The 19,218-nt window shown below is 65.0% G+C and carries 13 protein-coding genes; 8 read left to right on the plus strand and 5 right to left on the minus strand.

The genetic code is table 11. The features are described from left to right. The first annotated feature begins 28 nt into the window (after window positions 1–28). On the plus strand, window positions 29–937 hold the full coding sequence (locus tag AB4Z44_RS04735; RefSeq protein ID WP_404712917.1) for an NAD(P)H-binding protein: 909 nt from the start codon (window positions 29–31) through the stop codon (window positions 935–937). Between the two features lie 148 nt (window positions 938–1,085). Here the strand turns inward: AB4Z44_RS04735 and AB4Z44_RS04740 are convergent, their stop codons facing one another. Then, window positions 1,086–2,324 (minus strand): MFS transporter, encoded by a 1,239-nt coding sequence (locus tag AB4Z44_RS04740; RefSeq protein ID WP_404712918.1) that lies wholly within the window; start codon window positions 2,322–2,324, stop codon window positions 1,086–1,088. Window positions 2,325–2,547: 223 nt separating this feature from the next. On the opposite strand from AB4Z44_RS04740, the gene AB4Z44_RS04745 reads away from it, so the two are divergent. After that, window positions 2,548–4,068, plus strand: coding sequence for a fumarate hydratase (locus AB4Z44_RS04745; protein WP_404712919.1), 1,521 nt, complete (start codon window positions 2,548–2,550; stop codon window positions 4,066–4,068). 106 nt (window positions 4,069–4,174) lie between these two features. Here AB4Z44_RS04745 and AB4Z44_RS04750 read toward each other — a convergent pair whose 3' ends face one another. Next, complete coding sequence (locus AB4Z44_RS04750; RefSeq protein ID WP_404712920.1) at window positions 4,175–6,310, minus strand: AsmA family protein; 2,136 nt, start codon at window positions 6,308–6,310, stop codon at window positions 4,175–4,177. A 168-nt stretch (window positions 6,311–6,478) separates the two neighbouring features. Between AB4Z44_RS04750 and rpmI the strand changes: the two genes are divergently transcribed. From rpmI to AB4Z44_RS04780, 6 genes are all read left to right on the plus strand, one after another. Beyond that, window positions 6,479–6,682, plus strand: a complete 204-nt coding sequence (gene rpmI / locus AB4Z44_RS04755; protein ID WP_404712921.1) for a 50S ribosomal protein L35 — start codon at window positions 6,479–6,481, stop codon at window positions 6,680–6,682. A 13-nt stretch (window positions 6,683–6,695) separates the two neighbouring features. Further along, window positions 6,696–7,073, plus strand: coding sequence for a 50S ribosomal protein L20 (rplT, locus tag AB4Z44_RS04760; RefSeq protein ID WP_404712922.1), 378 nt, complete (start codon window positions 6,696–6,698; stop codon window positions 7,071–7,073). 112 nt (window positions 7,074–7,185) lie between these two features. Continuing rightward, on the plus strand, window positions 7,186–8,265 hold the full coding sequence (gene pheS, locus AB4Z44_RS04765) for a phenylalanine--tRNA ligase subunit alpha (protein WP_404712923.1): 1,080 nt from the start codon (window positions 7,186–7,188) through the stop codon (window positions 8,263–8,265). Then, complete coding sequence (pheT, locus tag AB4Z44_RS04770) at window positions 8,262–10,625, plus strand: phenylalanine--tRNA ligase subunit beta (protein WP_404712924.1); 2,364 nt, start codon at window positions 8,262–8,264, stop codon at window positions 10,623–10,625. Before pheS ends, pheT begins: the two co-directional genes overlap by 4 nt. Before the next feature lie 220 nt (window positions 10,626–10,845). After that, a complete protein-coding gene (locus tag AB4Z44_RS04775) occupies window positions 10,846–12,123 on the plus strand; it encodes a surface lipoprotein assembly modifier (protein ID WP_404712925.1) in 1,278 nt (425 codons plus the stop codon). Between the two features lie 12 nt (window positions 12,124–12,135). Further along, entirely contained in the window at window positions 12,136–13,188 is a 1,053-nt protein-coding gene (locus tag AB4Z44_RS04780; RefSeq protein ID WP_404712926.1) for a hypothetical protein, read from the plus strand. A 146-nt stretch (window positions 13,189–13,334) separates the two neighbouring features. Here the strand turns inward: AB4Z44_RS04780 and AB4Z44_RS04785 are convergent, their stop codons facing one another. From AB4Z44_RS04785 to AB4Z44_RS04795, 3 genes are all read right to left on the minus strand, one after another. Then, a complete protein-coding gene (locus AB4Z44_RS04785) occupies window positions 13,335–14,717 on the minus strand; it encodes a M20/M25/M40 family metallo-hydrolase (protein WP_404714354.1) in 1,383 nt (460 codons plus the stop codon). Between the two features lie 117 nt (window positions 14,718–14,834). After that, a complete protein-coding gene (locus AB4Z44_RS04790; RefSeq protein ID WP_404712927.1) occupies window positions 14,835–17,261 on the minus strand; it encodes a TonB-dependent receptor in 2,427 nt (808 codons plus the stop codon). 107 nt (window positions 17,262–17,368) lie between these two features. Further along, window positions 17,369–19,180 carry a tetratricopeptide repeat-containing sulfotransferase family protein gene (locus AB4Z44_RS04795; protein ID WP_404712928.1) on the minus strand — a complete coding sequence of 604 codons (1,812 nt, stop codon included), beginning with the start codon at window positions 19,178–19,180 and terminating at the stop codon, window positions 17,369–17,371. Between the last annotated feature and the right edge of the window lie 38 nt (window positions 19,181–19,218).

Below are 19,218 nucleotides of genomic sequence, written 5' to 3' on the forward strand. Positions count from 1 at the left end.
GGTCACGAAGAGAGTGGGAGTGGGATAAATGATCATCGTATCGGGCGCCTCGGGCGCGTTCGGGCGGCAGGCGGCGGAATTACTGATCGAGGCGGTCGATCCCGACCAGCTCATCCTCACCAGTCGCACGCCGCAGAAATTGATCGATCTGGCCGAACGCGGTGCGCAGGTGCGTTATGCCGATTTCGACGATCCTTCCTCGCTGGAGACCGCCTTTGCGGGCGGCACGCGCATGCTCCTGATCTCGACGGCGCGGGTGGGCTCGCGCGTCGGCCAGCATATCAATGCGATGACGGCCGCGGTGAAGGTGGGGGTCAGGCATATCGCCTACACCTCGCTGCTCGGCGTCGCGAAGGACGGCAATCCCGCGATCGTGAAGCGCGATCATCTCGCGACCGAGCAGGCGCTCGAGCTATGCGGCGCCGCCTGGACCTTCCTGCGCGACAGCCAATATGCCGAGGCGATCGCGGGTGCGATGGCGCCGGGCGCGGTCGCGACCGGGCGACTGCCCGACAACAGCACGGGTGGCCGCATCGCCTTCGTGTCGCGCGACGATTGCGTCGCGGTGGCCGCCGCCGTGCTCCGGCAGGAGGGGCATGAGAACAAGGCCTACGACCTGACCGGCCCGGAGATCTGGACGGTCGAGCGCGCGATGGCGCTGGTGAGCGAGCTTTCGGGCAAGCCGATCATCGTCGAGCCGGTCGACGACGAGGGCATGTTCCGCCATTTCGATTCGCTCGGCATCCCGCGCCACGCCTCGGACGAGGTCATTCCCGGCGCGATTCCCTGGTGCAGCGAGGATATGGTGACCTTCGGCCAGTCGATCCGCGAGGGCTATTTCGACAGCCAGACCGATCATGTGGAGCGGATCACGGGGCGGCCGGCGAAGGGGCTGCGCGAAGTGATGATGGCGTTCAAGGATAGTTGGCCGGCGTAAGGCAAATTCCTCCCCGAGTTTCTCGGGGAGGGGGACCATCCGAAGGATGGTGGAGGGGCGGCGGTGCAACCGCCGTCTTCGCCGGCGGCCCCTCCACCACCAGCCTGCGGCTGGCGGTCCCCCTCCCCTGCAAAAGCAGGGGAGGATCTCAGGTGTTCGGCGCATCCTCATGCCTCGGCAGGGGCAGTACCAACCCGAGCAACGGCAGCACCACCATCGCCCCGCCCGACACCGCCAGCGCCGGCGCGAGCCCGATCGCGTCGGCCGCATGGCCCCACAACCAGCTCCCGATCGCAAGTCCGCCATAGATCACCATATTGATCGTCGCCGCCACCCGCCCGACCACCGGGCGCGGGGACCAGAGCTGGCCGGTGACGCTGAAGCCCGACAAGGCCTGCACCCAGCCGGCACCGCCGATCACGAGAGCGAGGAAGCTCGCCCACAGTCCCGGCTGCGCGGCGACGATCAGGCAGGCCGCGCCATAGATCAGCCCCGCGCCGCGCGTGATCGCCTCGGCGGAGAAGCGCGCGCGGACGGTGTGGCTGGCGGCGGCGCCGATCACCGCGCCCAGCCCCAGGGCGCCCAGCAGCAGGCCGAATTGCGATGGGCCGCCGCCGATCAGATCGCGTGCGACCAGCGGCATCAGCGCCCAGGCGGCGCTCCCGGTGAGCGTGAAGAGCGCGCCCCGGATCAGCACGGTGCGCACCTGCGGCGAGCGCCGGGCATAGCTGATGCCGTCGCCGATCGCCTTGGTGATCGATCCGCCGGGATGCGCGGCGGGGGCGTCGCCCAAAGGCCGGCGCAGCAAGAGGATCGCCGCCGCCGTGAAGTAGCCGAGCGCGGTCACCACGAACGCGGCGGTCGGATTGGTCGCCGCGACGATCGCACCGCCGATCGCGGGCCCGAGACTGCGCGCGACGTTGAAGCCGAGGATCTGCAGGCCGACGGCGCCGGCGATCTCGCCGCGCGGCACCAACTGGCTGATGCTCGCCTGTCCGCACGGATTGTAGAAAGCGAGGCCGACCCCGAGCGCGAAGGTGAGGCCCAGCAGGCTCCATGGCGTGGCAAGACCGCGCGATGCCAGCACGGCAAGCAGCAGCGAGATCAATCCCATCAGGATCTGGCAGGCCAGCATCACGCGCGGCCGGCTGTAGATATCCGCCACCGCGCCCCCGATCAGCGCGAACAGCATCACCGGCAGCGACATGGCGGTCTGGATCAGCGCGACCATGTCGGCCTGGCTGGTCAGCCCCGTCATCGTCCACGAGGCGCCGACCGACTGGATCGCGGTCGCGAGGTTCGATCCCAGGCTCGCCAGCCACAGCCACAGGAAGGCACGGTGCGCGAAAGGCGAGAGGGTCGAGGGGCGTTTTTGGTGATTGCTCATCGAATGTCAGTGGCGCTTTTTCGGACGGAAATGAAGCGGCCATGGTTCGGGGAACAATAGCTTCCGTTCGTGTCGAGCGAAGTCGAGACACGTTAGAGCGGAACATCCCTCGACTACGCTCGGGACGAACGGCCTATGTCTATGCCTGATGCCGTTGCGACATTCCGTTCCCGCGCACGATCGCTTATGGGCGCGCATCACCTCCGAAGCCGGGACCGATCCGTTGACCACCATCATCCGCGAAGCCGATCTGATCGAGAGCGTCGCCGACGCGCTCCAGTACATCTCCTACTACCACCCGATGGATTATATCCGCGCGCTGGGCGACGCCTACGAAGCCGAGCAGTCGCCTGCGGCCAAGGATGCGATCGCGCAGATCCTCACCAACAGCCGCATGTGCGCCGAGGGGCATCGGCCGATCTGCCAGGATACGGGCATCGTCACGATCTTCGTGAAGTGGGGCCAGGATTGCCGGCTGGAGTCGAGCCGATCGCTGCAGGAGGTCGTCGATGAGGGCGTCCGCCGCGCTTATCTCAATCCCGAGAACAAGTTGCGCGCGTCGATCCTGTCCGATCCCGCCTTCGGCCGGGTCAACACCAAGGACAACACGCCGTCGGTGCTGCATGTCGAGATGGTGCCGGGCCATCATGTCAACGTCACCGTCGCCGCCAAGGGTGGCGGCAGCGAGAACAAGTCCAAGTTCAAGATGATGAACCCGAGCAATTCGATCGTCGATTGGGTGCTGGAGACCGTGCCGCAAATGGGTGCCGGCTGGTGTCCGCCGGGCATGCTCGGCATCGGCATCGGCGGGACGGCCGAGAAAGCGATGCTGCTCGCCAAGGAATCGCTGATGGGCGATATCGACATGGCGCAACTGAAAGCCCGTGGCCCGGCCAGCAAGATCGAGGAACTGCGGATCGAGCTGTACGACAAGGTCAACGCGCTCGGCATCGGCGCGCAGGGGCTGGGCGGGCTATCGACCGTGCTCGACGTCAAGATCCTCGACTGGCCGACCCATGCCGCGTCGAAGCCGATCGCGATGATCCCCAATTGCGCAGCGACCCGCCACGCGCATTTCCATCTCGACGGTTCGGGCCCGGCTTATCTGGAGACGCCGAAGCTCGAGGATTGGCCCAAGGTCGAATGGACGCCGTCGAAGGAGGCGATCCGCGTCGACCTGAATACGCTGACCGCAGAGCAGGTGGCGAGCTGGAAGCCGGGCGACCGCATCCTGCTCAACGGCAAGATGCTCACCGGCCGCGACGCCGCGCACAAGCGCATCCAAGAGATGCTGGCCAAGGGCGAGGAACTGCCGGTCGAGTTCAGGGGACGGGTGATCTATTATGTCGGCCCGGTCGATCCGGTGCGCGACGAGGTGGTCGGCCCGGCCGGCCCGACGACGGCCACCCGCATGGACAAGTTCACGAAGATGATGCTCGATCAGGGGCTGCTCGCGATGGTCGGCAAGGCCGAGCGCGGGCCGGCGGCGATCGAGGCGATCAAGGATGCCAAGTCCGCTTACCTGATGGCGGTGGGCGGTGCTGCCTATCTCGTCGCGCGCGCGATCAAGGGTGCCAAGGTCGTCGGCTTCGCCGATCTCGGCATGGAGGCCATCTACGAATTCGACGTGCGCGACATGCCGGTGACGGTCGCGGTCGACAGCAACGGCGAGAGTGTCCACCACACCGGGCCTTTGGTGTGGCGTGAGAAGATTGCGCGGGAGCGTTTGCTGGAGAAGGCTTGATCGTTCCGTCATCCCGGCCTTGAGCCGGGATCCCGCTACCTTTCTGCGGAACAGAAGAAGCGGGACCCCGGCTCAAGGCCGGGGTGACGAGCGAGGGGCTCGCTCGTCAAAACCTGATGAACGGCTTGCTCTTCTGCTCTTTCACGTCGGCGCTCTTGCCACGGCCGATATCCTTGCGCGGATCGCCTTTCACGGTGCGTTGGGCGGCGGCGTTCGCGCCCGCAAGGATTGGACCGCAGGCGGCGGCCTTGGCGTCGCCTGGATCGACGAAAGCCAACAGGCTGGCAAACGGGGTTGCGACCACGCCGAGTGCCACTGCCGCGCCCACCCGCGTCAGCAATTGCGGGGTGACGATCTGGATCGCCGGCTGGGCGAAGTGGCCGCGTATGCCGATCGGCGACTGACCGGAGAACAGGCTGATCTTCTTGGCGTCCGCACGGAAGGCGAGGCTCATCAATTCGTCCTTGAAGCTGAAGCCGCCCTTGGCGGTCATCACGTTCTTGTCCGTATCGATCAGGATCGGGTCGGCCGCGGCGATGCCGTCGCGCACGGTGAAGCCGATCAACCCGCAATTGACCTCGACCGGCTTCTTGAGCTTATTCTCGAACAGCTTCTGCACGAACACCCCGACATCGAATTCGGAGAGCTGGACGTATTTGGTCCAGAAGGTGCCCTTGGGCAGGACGATGGCGATGCGGCCGTTCGACGTCGCGAGCGAATCGCGCAACGTATTGCCCGTGCCGTGCATCTTGATGCGCGCCTTGATCGTGCCGGTGGTGCCCAATTCGGCAACCCCGAAACGGGCGAGCAATTTGCCCATCGGCGTCGGCGACATCCGGATATCGTAATCGGTGACCACCGCCGGCGTGCGCGCGTTGATCGCGATGTCGCTCTCGACATGGCCGCCCGCCATGTCGAAATTGAGCGGGCTCAGCTTCAGCAGCGCATGATCGAGGTCGAGCCCGAGCAGGATGTTCGAGACCGGAACGAACTTCTGCCGCACATCGGCCACGCGATAGGTGACCTTGGCATCGAACGCCTTCAACGCATCCACCCGCAACGGTGCATCGGGCAGGATGCGCGGATAGCCGGCATCCTGCTTGACCGCGGCGGTGGCACCCTTGGTTGCGAGCGCATTGGGCTCGAAGCCGATGAATGGCCCGATATCGACCATGTCGACGAGGCGCGATTTCAGATCGGCGACCACTTTCATGCGGCCGTCATCGCCCTCGCGCGCCGGCGGGATCGTGACGGTCAGCGCGCCCGAGAGGTCGCTGTTGCCGTAATTGCCGACGATGCGCGTGAAGCGATAATCGTAGCCGAGCTTGGTCATGTGCGCGCGCAGCCGATACGCACGCGTATCGGGTACGGCGATGCCGGCCAGATCGAACAGGTTGCGCAGATTCTGGCCGCGCACGCCGACAGTCAGGTCCGCACCCTCGATCACCGTAGCGCCGGGCAGCGTGCCCGAGACGTCGATATGGCTGCGCGCACCATCGACATGCAGCGCGAACTGGTTGCGGCCGCCTGCGATCAGGTCGTTGGGCGAGGTCTGGCTGCCCGACAAGGTAAAGGGGATGCCGCGCATCGATCCGTCGCCGCTGAAGCGGATCGCCGTGTCAATTCGGTTCCCGACCGCCTTGACCTGCTGGAAGGCGATATCGGCCTTCACCTGCATCTGCGGATCGCGGTAGCGCAATGTCGTGCCGTCGATCGCGGCGCGCTCGATCAGCGGCATCGTCAGCGGCGCCCCCGGCCCGAAGGTCCAGGTGTTGTTCCGGTGCCTGGCATCCCATTCCAGATCGACGTCGCCGTCGATCAGGTTGATCCAGTTGACCCGTTTCTTGTCACCGAAGATCAGCGACATGGTCGCGATGCGGGTGTCGATCAGCTTCGACTGGAACATGTTGGGCTTGCTCGCCCAGGCCGGGTTGGAGACGGTCAGCCCTTCGGCCAGGAATTTGGTCGCGAAGGGATCGAAATAGAGGTTGAAGTCGCCCGCGACCTTCACCGTGCGACCCGAATAGCTGCTCGCATACCGCTCGAACGTATGCTTCAGGAAGCGGCCTTTGGTGACGAACAATACCAGCCAGGCGAGAAAGATCAGGCCGACGACCGTCGCCAGTATCGATATAAATATTGCAAGGGCATGCCGCGCCGGGTCATGGCGCCGGGGGAGCGGCGAGGGCTCCGGCCGGGGCGGGGCGATGAAGCCCGGCTCTACTGCGGATGCATCTGCCATGGCGGCTATAACCCGCCGCATTCGAGCCGGTTCCGCAACGTTTGTCCGCGGTGTTGCGTTGCCCCCGACCTTACACTATAGGCGCCCCCTTCCAGCGATTTGCACGAATTGCCCGGCCGATATGGGCTGCCGCGGCGGTTCTTGATCGCTCTCGATAAGGAGACGAAAATGCCCAAGCTCAAGACGAAGAGCGGCGTCAAGAAGCGCTTCAAGCTCACCGCCACTGGCAAGGTGAAGCATGGAGTCGCCGGCAAGCGCCACCGGCTGATCAGCCACAATGCGAAATATATCCGCCAGAACCGCGGCACCGATGTGCTTGCCGACGCCGATACGGCGCGCGTCAAGCTCTGGGCGCCCTACGGCCTCAATTAAGGAGTAGCGGGACATGGCAAGAGTCAAACGCGGCGTAACGACGCACGCAAAGCATAAGCGCATCCTCGCGGATGCGAAGGGCTTTTACGGCCGCCGCAAGAACACGATCCGCATCGCCCGCCAGGCGGTGGAAAAAGCGGGTCAGTACGCCTATCGCGATCGCAAGGTCAGGAAGCGGACGTTCCGGGGCCTGTGGATTCAGCGCATCAACGCCGCCGTCCGCGCCGAGGGTCTTACCTACGGCGTGTTCATGCACGGCCTGAAGCTGGCGGGCGTCGATCTGGATCGGAAGATCCTGGCCGATCTCGCGATGAACGAGGGTGCCACCTTTAGCGCCATCATCGCCCAGGCGAAGGCGGCGCTTCCGGAAGGAGCGCGGGTCGCGGCGTAAAGCCACACCCTTCAGCCTTTTCGAGGGGCGCGATTGCTGCAAGGCGATCGCGCCCTTTTGATTCGCCCGTGGCTCGCTTAAGGCACGCACGAACGGGGTAAGCGGCAATTTCATGAACGACCTAAATACTCAAAAAGCCGAGCTTCTCGGCGCGATCGCCGCCGCCGACGCGGATGCCCTCGAAGCGATTCGGGTGAGCGCGCTGGGCAAGAGCGGGACGATCACCGCCTTGCTCAAGACGCTCGGCGGCATGTCGCCCGACGAGCGGCAGGAAAAGGCGCCTGCCATTCAGGGGCTGCGCTCGGCGGTGGCCGACGCGATCGCCGAACGGAAGGCCGCGCTGGAAGCGGCCGCGCTCGACGTGAAGCTGGCGAGCGAGACGCTCGACATGACCTTGCCTGTCGGCACGAGCCTGCAGGGCAGCATCCATCCGGTCAGCCAGGTGATGGACGAGCTCGCCGAGATCTTCGCCGATCTGGGCTTCGCCGTCGCGACCGGGCCCGAGATCGAGGATGACTGGCACAATTTCACCGCGCTCAACATTCCGGAGACGCATCCGGCGCGCGCGATGCACGACACTTTCTATTTCCCCGATCAGATGGCGCGCGACGGCAAGAAGATGCTGCTGCGCACCCACACCTCGCCCGTCCAGATCCGGACGATGACCAGCCAGGAGCCGCCGATCCGGATCATCGCGCCCGGCCGCGTCTATCGGTCTGACAGCGACGCCACGCACACGCCGATGTTCCACCAGATCGAAGGTCTGGTGATCGATCGCGGCATCCATCTCGGCCATCTGCGCTGGACGCTCGAGACCTTCCTCAAGGCCTTCTTCGAGCGCGACGATATCGTGCTCCGCCTGCGCCCGTCCTACTTCCCCTTCACCGAGCCCTCGGTCGAGGTCGATGTCGGCTATTCGATCGAGAAGGGCCGCCGCGTCATCGGCGGATCGGACGGCTGGATGGAGGTGCTGGGCTCGGGCATGGTTCACCCGAAAGTGATCGCCGCCTGCGGGCTCGATCCCGAGGTGTGGCAGGGTTTCGCCTTCGGCACCGGGGTCGATCGGCTTGCGATGCTCAAATATGGAATGGATGATTTGCGCGCCTTCTTCGACGGCGATCTGCGCTGGCTGCGCCATTACGGCTTCCGCGCTCTGGATGTGCCGACTTTGAGCGGGGGAGTGGGGGCATGAAGTTCACCCTCTCCTGGCTGAAGGACCATCTCGAGACTGAAGCGACGCTCGACCAGATCGTCGATGCGCTGACCAAACTGGGCCTCGAAGTGGAGGGCGTCGAGGATCCCGCGGCGAAGCTCGGCGGATTCACCGTCGCGAAGGTGCTGACCGCGGCGCCGCACCCGCAGGCCGACAAGTTGCAGGTGCTCACGGTCGACGTGGGTGACGGCAAGGGCCTTCAGGTCGTCTGCGGCGCGCCCAATGCACGCGCCGGGCTGGTCGGCGTGTTCGGGGCGCCGGGCACGACGGTTCCGGCGAACGGCATGGTGCTCAAGGTCGCCGCGATTCGTGGTGTCGAATCGAACGGCATGATGTGTTCGGTGCGCGAGCTCGAGCTCGGCGACGAGCATGACGGCATTATCGAACTGCCCGAGGATGCGCCGATCGGGACGGCATTCGCCGAGTATGCCGGCCTGTCCGATCCGGTGATCGACATTTCGGTTACGCCCAACCGACAGGATTGCATGGGCGTGCGCGGGATCGCGCGCGATCTGGCCGCGGCGGGCATCGGCACCCTGAAGCCGCTCGACGTGCCGTCGATCCGGAACGAGGGCCCTTGCCCGGTGCCGATCGCGACGCACGATCCCGAGGGCTGCCCGGCCTTCCACGGCCGCGTCGTCAAGGGCGTCGCCAATGGCGCCTCGCCCGAATGGATGCAGCGCCGGCTCAAGGCGGTCGGGCAGCGCCCGATCTCGGCGCTGGTCGACATCACCAATTATGTGATGATCGATCATGGGCGGCCGCTCCACGTCTACGATACCGCCAAGCTCACCGGCGGACTGACCGCGCGCAAGGCAAATCCGGGTGAGACGCTGACCGCGCTCAACGGCAAGACCTATACGCTCGATCCCGACATGACCGTCATCGCCGATGATGCGCATGTGCACGATATCGGCGGCATCATGGGCGGCTTGGAATCGGGTGTGTCGGAGACGACCGCCGATGTGCTGATCGAATGCGCTTATTTCACGCCCGAGCGCATCGCGCGCACCGGCCAGAAACTCGGGCTCACCAGCGACGCGCGCCAGCGCTTCGAGCGCGGAGTCGATCCGGCCTTCCTCCATGACGGGCTCGCCATCGCGACCCGGCTGGTGATGGAGATTTGCGGCGGACACCCGACCGAGGTGATCGAAGCCGGTCAGGCGCCGGCGGGGCACCCGACCTTCCGCTACGATCCGCACATGACCGCCAAATTGGCGGGGATCGAGGTTCCGGCCGATCGCCAGCGCGCGATCCTGAGCCGGCTCGGCTTCGGCATCGATGGGGTGTGGACGGTGCGCGTGCCGAGCTGGCGCCGTGACGTCGACGGGCCGGCCGATCTGGTCGAGGAGGTCGTGCGGATCGAGGGGCTCGATACCGTGCCCGGCGTGGCCTTGCCGCGTTCGGAGGGCGTGGCCCGGCCGACGGCGACGCCCGAGCAGAAGATCGAGCGCGTCGTGCGCCGCACGGCGGCCGCGCGCGGCCTCGACGAGGCGGTGACGTGGAGCTTCCTGCCGGTGGCCGAGGCGGATCGCTTCGGCGGCGCGGCGTGGGTGCTCGACAATCCGATCAGCGAGGACATGAAGGCGATGCGCCCGTCGATGCTGCCGGGGCTGCTCAGCGCGGCCCGGCGCAATGTCGATCGTGGCGCCGGCGCGGTGCGCCTGTTCGAGATCGGGCGGCGCTATCTCGCCGATGCCGAGCGGCCCACTCTGGGTCTGGTGATGGCGGGCGAGGCGCCGCGTGACTGGCGCGGCGGCAAGGGCAGGTTCGATGCGTTCGACGCCAAGGCCGAAGCGATCGCCTTGCTTGCGGCGGCGGGCGCGCCGATCGATCGGCTGCAGGTGATGGAAGCGTCGTCGGGTGGCTGGCATCCTGGCCGCTCGGGCTCGCTCCGGCTCGGCCCCAAGACCGTGCTGGCCGATTTCGGCGAACTCCACCCGAGCCTGCTCGGCGCGTTCGATCTCGCTGGGCCGGTGGTCGCGGCGGAAATCTATCTCGATGCGGTGCCGGTGAAGCGCGAGACCGGGCGGATGCGCACCGCTTATGCTCCACCTGCGCTGCAGCCGGTGACGCGCGATTTCGCCTTCGTGACGAAGCGCGATGCGCCGGCCGACGCGCTGCTGCGTGCGGTCCGCGGGGCGGACAAGGCGGCGATCGTCGATGCGGCCCTGTTCGATGTCTTCACCGGCCCGGGGCTCGGCGAAGACGAGAAGAGCCTCGCTGTGGCGGTGAAGCTGCAACCGGCGGAGAAGAGCTTCACCGACGCGGAACTGCAGGCGATCTCGGACAAGATCGTGGCGGCGGCGGCGAAGGTGGGGGCAAGGCTACGGGGCTAAGGATCTGTCCCGCGGGATCTGCTAGGCACATGACCCTCAAAGCGTTCCTTCGTTTTACGTCGGGGCAGTTGCGATGGTCTTTGTCGCATAGCTTTGCACGATAACCGCGGCGCGATAGACGATATCCGTGGGGAAGATCGGGGGGATCATTGGGCCTATATCGTGCGGCGCGATCGTTGCGGCGGTAAGCCCGTGTGCGAGCACACCGGTCGATCAGAACGTGCAGCAGTTGACTGGCGAAGCGCCCGGACGCACCGTCGAGACCCTGACGCCCGTGGAATTGTTTGCCCTCGCGGACGCCGCGCGCGACGCCGGAGACCTAGTCAGCGCCGAACGAGCGTATCGCGCGCTTAGCCAGAATCCCGATATCGAACTGCGGACCGAGGCGCGGTTCAGGCTCGGCCTCATGTTGGCCGATCTACTCCACGACTATCGCCGGGCGGCGATCGCGTTCCGGCAGATACTGGCAGAAAAACCAAAGGCAACTCGGGTCCGGCTCGAACTAGCTCGGATGTATGGATTGCTGGGCGATCAAGCTGCGGCGCGTCGTGAATTGCGAGCGACCGAAGCCGCCGGGCTGCCCCCCGAAGTCGAGCGGACGGTGCGGCTCTTCGCCAACGCATTGCGGGCGGGCAAGCCTCTGGGAGGGTCGTTCGAACTCTCGTTCGCGCCCGACAGCAACATCAACCGCGCAACCCGCGCTGGCGCGCTCGATACGGTGCTGGGCACGTTCACGCTCGATCGATCGGCGCGCGCGAAACCGGGAATTGGCATCGCTGGCAAAGCCCAGGTCTATTGGCGAATTCCAGTGAAGAATGGGCTGGATATGCTCACCCGCGTGTCCGCCAGCGCCGCAGCCTATCGCGCGAGCCGCTATGACGACATGTCGCTCGCCGTCAGCGTCGGACCTGAAATGCGCTTTGGCCGGGACCAGGTCAGTCTCGCGGCGACCGGGGGATGGCGCTGGTACGGATTGAAGGCGTACAGCGTTGCGGTGGGAACCAGTGCCGATTGGTCTCATCCGATCGGCAAGCGCGCTGAAACGCGAATTACTGCGTCCGTTTCCGGCGTCGAGAACCATTTCAATCCGGTGCAAGATGCCACCTCTTATGCCCTGACCGCTGGCGCGGATCGGGCTTTCGGCGCGCGGACCGGAGTGGGTGCCACGCTTACAGTGCAGCGCGATGTGGCCGCCGATCCCGCTTTCTCCTTCGCAAGCGGTAGTGCGCGGGTCTATGGATATCGCGAACTTGGACGCACAACGCTCGTCGCGAGCCTCGGCTATGCGAAACTCGCAGCGGACCGGCGATTGCAGCTGTTCGTGATGCGACGGGAAGACACGTTCTGCAGCGCCAGCCTCACCGCAACCTTTCGTGGGCTGCGGCTTGGGACGGTCGCGCCGTTGCTCCGGATTGGATACGATCGCAATCTTTCTTCGGTCGCGATTTATGCCTACAAACGCAGATATTTCAACGTCGGGGTCGGAGCGGCGTTCTAAACCGGGGGTGGTATGAACACGATGGCTCAGGGAAAAAATCGCGAGCGTTCGGCGCGGCGTCTTTGCATCGTGGTGCGATGGAGTGCCTGCGCAGCACTGCCGCTGCTGCTGTCTGGTTGTGGTGGGGGTGGCGGCGTCGCCAGCACTCCGACGCCCATTGTCACGCCGAGCGACCCGGGCATCGCCGCGCCGCAAACGGCATCGGCCAACACGACGCTTGGCGGCCCACTGGCAAGCCAGGCCTTCGCAACGCTCGCGGTCCGTGCAACGGTCACGCAGTCGGCAAGCGCCCTGTCGAGCGCCAATGCGATTAATCCCGGGACGGGCGCGTCGATCAGTTACGATGCCGCCTCGAATACCTATACCGTTTCGAGCCCGGGGACAGCAGCGAGCGGAAATGCCCCGGACCGGGCGACCCTGATTCCCAATGATACAGCGATCACTTCGGCAGCCAACGTTTGTATTGGAACGTCGTGCCAGAGTGATCGGGTCATTGCCTTCTTGTCTCGTGAGGGGACCAATCGTCCGGCCACACAGCCGTATTTCATCTATAGTTATGTCGGGTACGCTAATTGGTGGAGTGTGGCCAATAGTGGCGCCAACAAGGTCTATGCCTATAATGAGGCGATCTTCGGGATTCCGACGCCGGTCAATGCCGTGCCGACGAGCGGCACGGCGACTTTCACGCTTGATCTCCAAGGTTACGAAGGGACGACGCCATCGCTTGGCAGTTCCGGATCACACGCCCTTGGTCCGACCTTTGCTGGCGGCGGAACCGCAACGCTCGATTTCGGTGCTGGCAGCTATACCATGACGGGGTCGATGGGTGCGGTAACCGCACCGTCACGCGGCGGCAGCGAAGAAACCACCTTCGCTTCCTCGGGGAAACTCTTGTCCGGCGCGAACGGGTTTGGCGGGACATTTACGTTCAATGACGCCGGCACGTTCAACGGCAAGCTCAATGGCTGGCTGTTTGGTCCCGCCGCGCAAGAAATCGGCGCGGTCTTCTCGGCGAGCGCGGCAGATGGCCGCGTTGCGGTCGGAACGATCGTTGGGCACAAATAGAGATGGAAAATTCCTCCCCTGCTTTTGCCAGGAAGGGGGCGCGCCATGTAGCGGCGTGGCGGGAGGGGCGGCGGCTTCGACGGCCGTACCTCCACCATCGCCACTCGATGGCCCCCCGTCCAAGAAATTTCTAGGAGGATTTTTCCTTATTTCTTCGACAGATCGGTTAGCAGCGACAGATAATAGGTGATCGCCGGCGCGACATTGTCGACCGGCGTGCGCTCGTTCAGGCCGTGGCTGAAATCGTCCGAATCCTTGATGAAGACCGGGCTCGCGCCGTAACTCGGCACATGGTGGTAGCGGAACCACATGCTGTCGCTCGCGCCTGATGCCATGCTCGGGAAGACCGGCAGGCCGGGGTGGATCGTCCCCATCGCCTTGGTCACCGCGGCGACGAAATCGGCGCGCATCGGTGAGGGATCGTTGGCGACCGACCCTTCGGTGACGTCCTTGAGGCCGATCGCCGGATCGGCCGCGACTTGCTCCAGTTCCTTCATGATGTCGGCCGGCTTGTGGCCGGGGAAGATGCGGCAGTTGATGTTCGCGGTCGCGCGCTGCGGCAGCGCGTTGATCGCATGGCCGCCGCTGATCATGGTCGTGACGCAGGTCGTGCCGATCTTGCCGATCGTCGCCGGATTGCCCGTCAGCGTCGCGATCGCGGCCTTGTCGGTCGGATCGGCGGCGAAGGCGCGCATGGCGGCAGCGATGTCGGGCGTCTGGTACGCAGCCGCCTGCTGGAAATAGGCTCGGGTGAGATCGCTCACCTCGGGCTTGAACTGATATTGCCCGATCCGCACCAGGGCGGCGGCTAGTTGGTTGATCGCATTAAGCTTGCGCGGGGCCGATGAATGGCCGCCCGGATTGGTGACGGTCAGCTCGAAATCGGCATAGGTTTTCTCGGCGCCCTGCCAGGTGAAATAGAGCGGCTTGCCGGTCTTCTCGTCGAGCGATCCGCCGCCACCGTCGATGTTGAGCACCAGTTCGGCGTTCGAGAGCTTCTCGGCAATGATCGCGCTGGTCTTCATCCGCGTTTCCTCATCGCCCGAAAATTCGACGATGATGGTCCGCTCGGGCTGGTAGCCCTGGCGCTTGAGTTCGAGCACGGCGGCGATCGCGATCGTGCCGTCGAACTTCATGTCGGTGGCACCACGCCCGTAGAGATAGCCATTCTCGACCACCGGTGTGAACGGATCGCGCTGCCAGTCGGACGGCTTCGCCTCGACCACGTCCATATGGCCCGAAATCACGAGCGGCTTCAGCTTGGGGTTCTTCCCCGGCCAGGTGGCGATCAGGTAAGCGGTGGTACCGAACGGGGTGATCGTCACGTCGCCGGGCGCGAACCCGCCGGCGACGAGCGCATCCCTGTACAGGGCCGCCACCTGCGGCGTCTGATCGCCCGGCCCGTCGACCGAGCGCAGCGAGATCGCCTTCTTGGCGAGATCGAGCGCCTGCGCGTCGGCCTGCGGGTGCGAAGGTGTCGCCGCGAGGAGCGGGGCAGCTGCGGAGGCCAGAAGGGCGGTGATGAAAATCCGGGTCACGTAGGCACTCCAACTTTTTATATTCGTCATTCCCGCGAAGGCGGGGATCCATAAACTCCGAACTTCAGAGACTATGGATCCCCGCCTTCGCGGGAGTGACGGGCTATTTTAAAACCGCTGGCCGACCTTCAGCCCGAACAGTTGCGGCTTGACCGGATAAAGCCGGGCATATTGGCCGCACAGGTTCGGGGCGCACACGATGTTCTTACTGAGGATGCCGCGCTTGTCGAAGGCATTCTGGATGAAGGCTTCGAACGAAAGCCCGTGCCACTTGATCCCGGCGGAGAAATCGAAGGTGGTGAAGCCGTTCGTCGGCCCGATCGCATCCTCGCCCGAGGTCGAGAGATAGGAGGTCGTTCCGCTCTGGTGGTTGACCCCGCCCTGCAGGAATGCCTTGTTCTCGCCGAGCATGAAATCATAGCGCGCAGTCGCGTTGATCTTGAAGTGCGGCGTCACCGGCAGGCGCGTCCCCTTGGGCGCGAACACCTGCCCGCCATTGGCCGGATCGCAGCCATTCACCTGATCGCAGAAGGCCTGCGTCAGCCGCGGATCGACATAGGTGCCCGAGCCCGACAGGGTCAAAGCGTGCGCGATCGTCCAGCTGATATCGGCCTCGGCACCGCGCGAGCGCGCCGCGCCGGCATTGACGGTGTAGAAGATGCCGAGAATGCCGGGCAGGCTATACTGGACGTTGTTCCAGTCCTCCCAGAACAAGGCGCCGTTCAAGCGCAGCGTGTGATCGAACCACGACGTCTTCCAGCCGACCTCGTAATTGGTGAGCGTGTCGGCCTTGAACGGCGGGATGACCTGCAATTTGTTGAGCGCGAACGCGTCGCGGTTGTTGCCGCCGGGGCGGAAGCCGGTCGAGTAGGTGAAATAGACCATCTTCGATGGCATCACCTTCCAAGACAGGTTCACGCGATGGGTCTCGCCGCTCTCCTTGTAGGATTTGTCGATGTTCGGGCAGGCCTGTGCGGTCGTGCCGGTACAACCGAACACGCTGATCTGCCGATCGACCGCGCCGGCGCCGCCCGAGAAGCCGTTCAGCGTATTATGCGCCTTGAAGCCGCGGATACCCCCGGTCAGCGTCAGGTTCGGCAGAATGTCGAACGACGCTTCGCCGAACGCGGCATAGTCGCGGTCGACGCGGTGGATGTTGGTATAATAGACGTCGTCCGCACCTGCCCCCGGCACCGGCGGGCTGAACGGGTTCACCGCGGTGCTGACGCCCGGGATGATATATTCGGCGATGCGATCGTCGACCTGGCGCTGGTAGAACAGGCCGGCCGTCACCCGCAGGCGGTTTTGCGCGTTCGAGCTGATGCGCAGTTCGTGCGCCATCTTGCTATATTTGTCGTAGCCGCGGATCGTCTGGGTCGGATCGATATTCTTGCCGTTCTTGTCGACCAGATAATTGTAATCCGGATATGTATCGTAAGCGACGGTGAAGTAAGAATAATCCGCGACGTTCTCGACCGTGCGGTGGAAGTAGGACCCCGAATAGGTCAGATCCCAGTCGCTGATCTTGCCCTGCGCCGTCAGCGACGCGATGTACCATTTGTCGACGTCCTTGCTGGGCGTGAAATCGTGGTTCTGCAGATCGCCGGCGCGCGGATCGTAGAGGAACTCCCCCTTCGCCTTCATATGCTGGTAGATGATACCCGGCGTGATCGTCCAATGATCATCGAGGTCGATCAGAAGAGCGGCGCGGCCGCCATAATCGTCAACGGTATTGTAGTCCTTCTTCACCAGCGACGCATTGTTCACCGTCATCGGTGCATCGGCGATGATCGGATTGCCGTCGGTGTCGGTGCCGACCGTGTGCGGCCGCTCATAGGTGCGGCTTCCCGGCGTATTGTCGATATAGCCGCCATCATGGTTGTAATAGCCGACGAGGCGGATCGCCATCGTCTCGTTGAGGGGCAGGTTGACGAACCCCTCGGCCTGTCCGCCATAGCCGCCCTTGCCGAACTTGTTGCCCTGCAGGTCGTAACCCGCCGAGAACTTGCTCGGATCGGGCTTGTTGGTGATGATGCGCAGCGTGCCCGACAGCGAGCTTGCGCCATAGAGCGTTCCTTGCGGGCCAGACAAAGCCTCGACCCGCGCCAGATCGTAAGCGTGCAGATCGACCGAACTGAAGATCGTCGTGACCGGTGTCTCGTCGATATAGAGGCCGCTGCCCGGCAGTGGGCCGGCAGCGAGGCCGTCGCCGCCGGTCGCGATGCCGCGGAAATAGAGCTGTGCCTGGCCGGGGCCGAACGACTGGTAGCTCACGCTCGGCAGCAATTTGGCGATGTCGTCGAACGAGGCGACCTGATGCTGGTCGAGCGTGGCGGAGGTGAGCGCCTGCACGCTGATCGGCACGTTCTGCAGGCTTTCGGACCGCTTGGTGGCGGTGACGATGATCTCGTTATTATAAGCCGGTGCGTCGCCGGCGGCAGGCGGGGCGGCCTGCTGCGCTGCAACGCCGCTCATCGGCACGGTCAGCATCGTCGAGGAAAAAAGCAGCAGCGAAAAGGGCTTGGATCCGCGCATGAATGACCCCTTTATGACTTATGCGCGAAGGCTGTTCCTGCGGCGAAACTATGTCAAGCGGGCGGCGCAGGGGCGCGCGCCTTTCTCCGTTGTGCCCTGCAAAAATGTCACGCCCCGCGCGGCACGTCCGGATAACGGGTCAGCACCGGGCCCAGCGCATCGATGAGCGGCCCGAGCCACGGTTCGAAATTGCGCCAATGATCAAGGCCTTCGCGGAAGATCGGGCGGCGTACCTGTTCGGACGAGGCGGTGCGCACCGCGCGCTCGGTCTCGTGGAAACGCAGGCACGCGGCCTCGAAGGGCAGGCCGACCGCATCGAGCAAGGCCCGTACCTGCGTTTCGGTATCCTCGACCATCGCCTCGTAGAAGACGCGGTGGACGCGGCCCGGCAGCACATGATCGACATGATCGAGCGCGCGGACGTAATCGCGATAATAACGCCCGATCTCGGCCAGATCGTAGGAGAAGGACTGGCCGCGCGCGAAATGCTGCTTGAACAGGGACCATCCGCAGCCGAGCGGATGGCGCCGCGCATCGACGATCCGCGCATTGGGCAGGATCAGGTGGATCAGCGCCAGATAGGTCCAGTTGTTCGGCATCTTGTCGACGAAGCGCGGCTTGCCATGCTTGCGCTGGACCGCGGTGCGCGCGAGATAATCCTCGCCCCAGGCGCGCGCGTCGCTCTCGGTCAGCTGCATGATCCCGCCGGGGCCGAGGCGTCCGGCGATCATGCCGATGTCGGGCAATTCCATCGTGCCCTCGACCTGCGAATGGCTGGCAAGGATCTGCTCGATCAGCGTTGATCCCGACCGCGGCAACGAGACGACGAAGATCGGATCCTCAGCCGGGCAACCCCAGCCTTTGCGGGCGGCAAAGAAATCGGCGTCGAGCGTCGCGCGCTGGCGATCGACGATCGCGGTGACGTGCGCAGGATCATAATCGAGCAAGGCGCGGCGGCGGCGGCGATTGGCCTCGGCATAATGGCCGAAGCTCGCCTGCCATTCGCCCGCATCCTCGCGCGCCTTGCCGAGCGCGAATTCGAGCTGATAGCGATCCTCCTCGCTCGTCCCCGGCACCGTGAGCGCCCGCTCCATCGCCGTCACATCGTCGGGCGTGAAGCGGAAGGTCTTGAGGTTGGCGAGGCTCCACCAGCTGCTGCCCAGCGTCGGCTCCAGCGTCAGGCTGCGGCGATAGGCGGCGATGCTCTCGTCCTGCTGGCCGACTGTCTTGAGCGCATGGCCCATGCTCATCCACACCTTGGCCTGGCGCGGATAATGATCGAGGATCGCGCGGTAGGCCGTGATCGCGGCATGGTAATCGCCTAGTCGGCCGAGGATCGCGGCGCGCAGGATCGTGTAGGTGATATTGTCGGGCTCGCCTGCGATCAGGCGATCGATCTGCGTCAGGGCCTCGGCCGGGTTGCCGTGGCGGTGGAGCAGCAAGGCGAGGTTGTGGCGCGCGGCGGCAAAACCCGGCGCCAGTTCGATCGCGCGGCGCAGCAGGTTTTCGGCATCGCGATGGCGCCCGATCCGCCCGGCCAGTTCGGCCAGCATGCGGATCGCACCGACATCGGTGGGCGCCTGCTTGAGCCGTTCACGCAACAGGCGCTCGGCGACCGGCAGATCGTTGCGCGCCAACGCATCCGCCGCATGCAGCAAAGCGGGATCGGCGATCGATGCGTTGAGCGCTTGCATATGCGCGGCATCGGCGCCGGCCTCGTCGCCCGCCATGTGAAGCTGATTGCCGCGCGCGCGCCATGCGTCCGCCAGCAGGATCATGGTTGCGGGATGGCGCGGGACGACGCGCAAAATCTCCTGCGCCTGCTCGATCGCCAGATCAGGGCGTGTCGCGAGCATCCGCCGCGCATGCGCCAGCGCGGTCTCGATCGATCCGGTGGGCTCTGCGGTTCGGCTGGCCATGGTGGCCGAGAAGGGCGCGGCGCGGCGCCCGTGTCAAT

This window comes from Sphingomonas sp. MMS24-J13 (genome assembly GCF_044905095.1).
Taxonomy (GTDB): domain Bacteria; phylum Pseudomonadota; class Alphaproteobacteria; order Sphingomonadales; family Sphingomonadaceae; genus Sphingomonas_I.

Coding starts and splice junctions, on each gene's coding strand:
- AB4Z44_RS04735 (WP_404712917.1), top strand. CDS start 29: ATGATCATCGTATCGGGCGCCTCGGGCGCGTTCGGGCGGCAGGCGGCG.
- AB4Z44_RS04740 (WP_404712918.1), bottom strand. CDS start 2,324: ATGAGCAATCACCAAAAACGCCCCTCGACCCTCTCGCCTTTCGCGCAC.
- AB4Z44_RS04750 (WP_404712920.1), bottom strand. CDS start 6,310: ATGGCAGATGCATCCGCAGTAGAGCCGGGCTTCATCGCCCCGCCCCGG.
- rpmI (WP_404712921.1), top strand. CDS start 6,479: ATGCCCAAGCTCAAGACGAAGAGCGGCGTCAAGAAGCGCTTCAAGCTC.
- rplT (WP_404712922.1), top strand. CDS start 6,696: ATGGCAAGAGTCAAACGCGGCGTAACGACGCACGCAAAGCATAAGCGC.
- pheS (WP_404712923.1), top strand. CDS start 7,186: ATGAACGACCTAAATACTCAAAAAGCCGAGCTTCTCGGCGCGATCGCC.
- pheT (WP_404712924.1), top strand. CDS start 8,262: ATGAAGTTCACCCTCTCCTGGCTGAAGGACCATCTCGAGACTGAAGCG.
- AB4Z44_RS04780 (WP_404712926.1), top strand. CDS start 12,136: ATGAACACGATGGCTCAGGGAAAAAATCGCGAGCGTTCGGCGCGGCGT.
- AB4Z44_RS04790 (WP_404712927.1), bottom strand. CDS start 17,261: ATGCGCGGATCCAAGCCCTTTTCGCTGCTGCTTTTTTCCTCGACGATG.
- AB4Z44_RS04795 (WP_404712928.1), bottom strand. CDS start 19,180: ATGGCCAGCCGAACCGCAGAGCCCACCGGATCGATCGAGACCGCGCTG.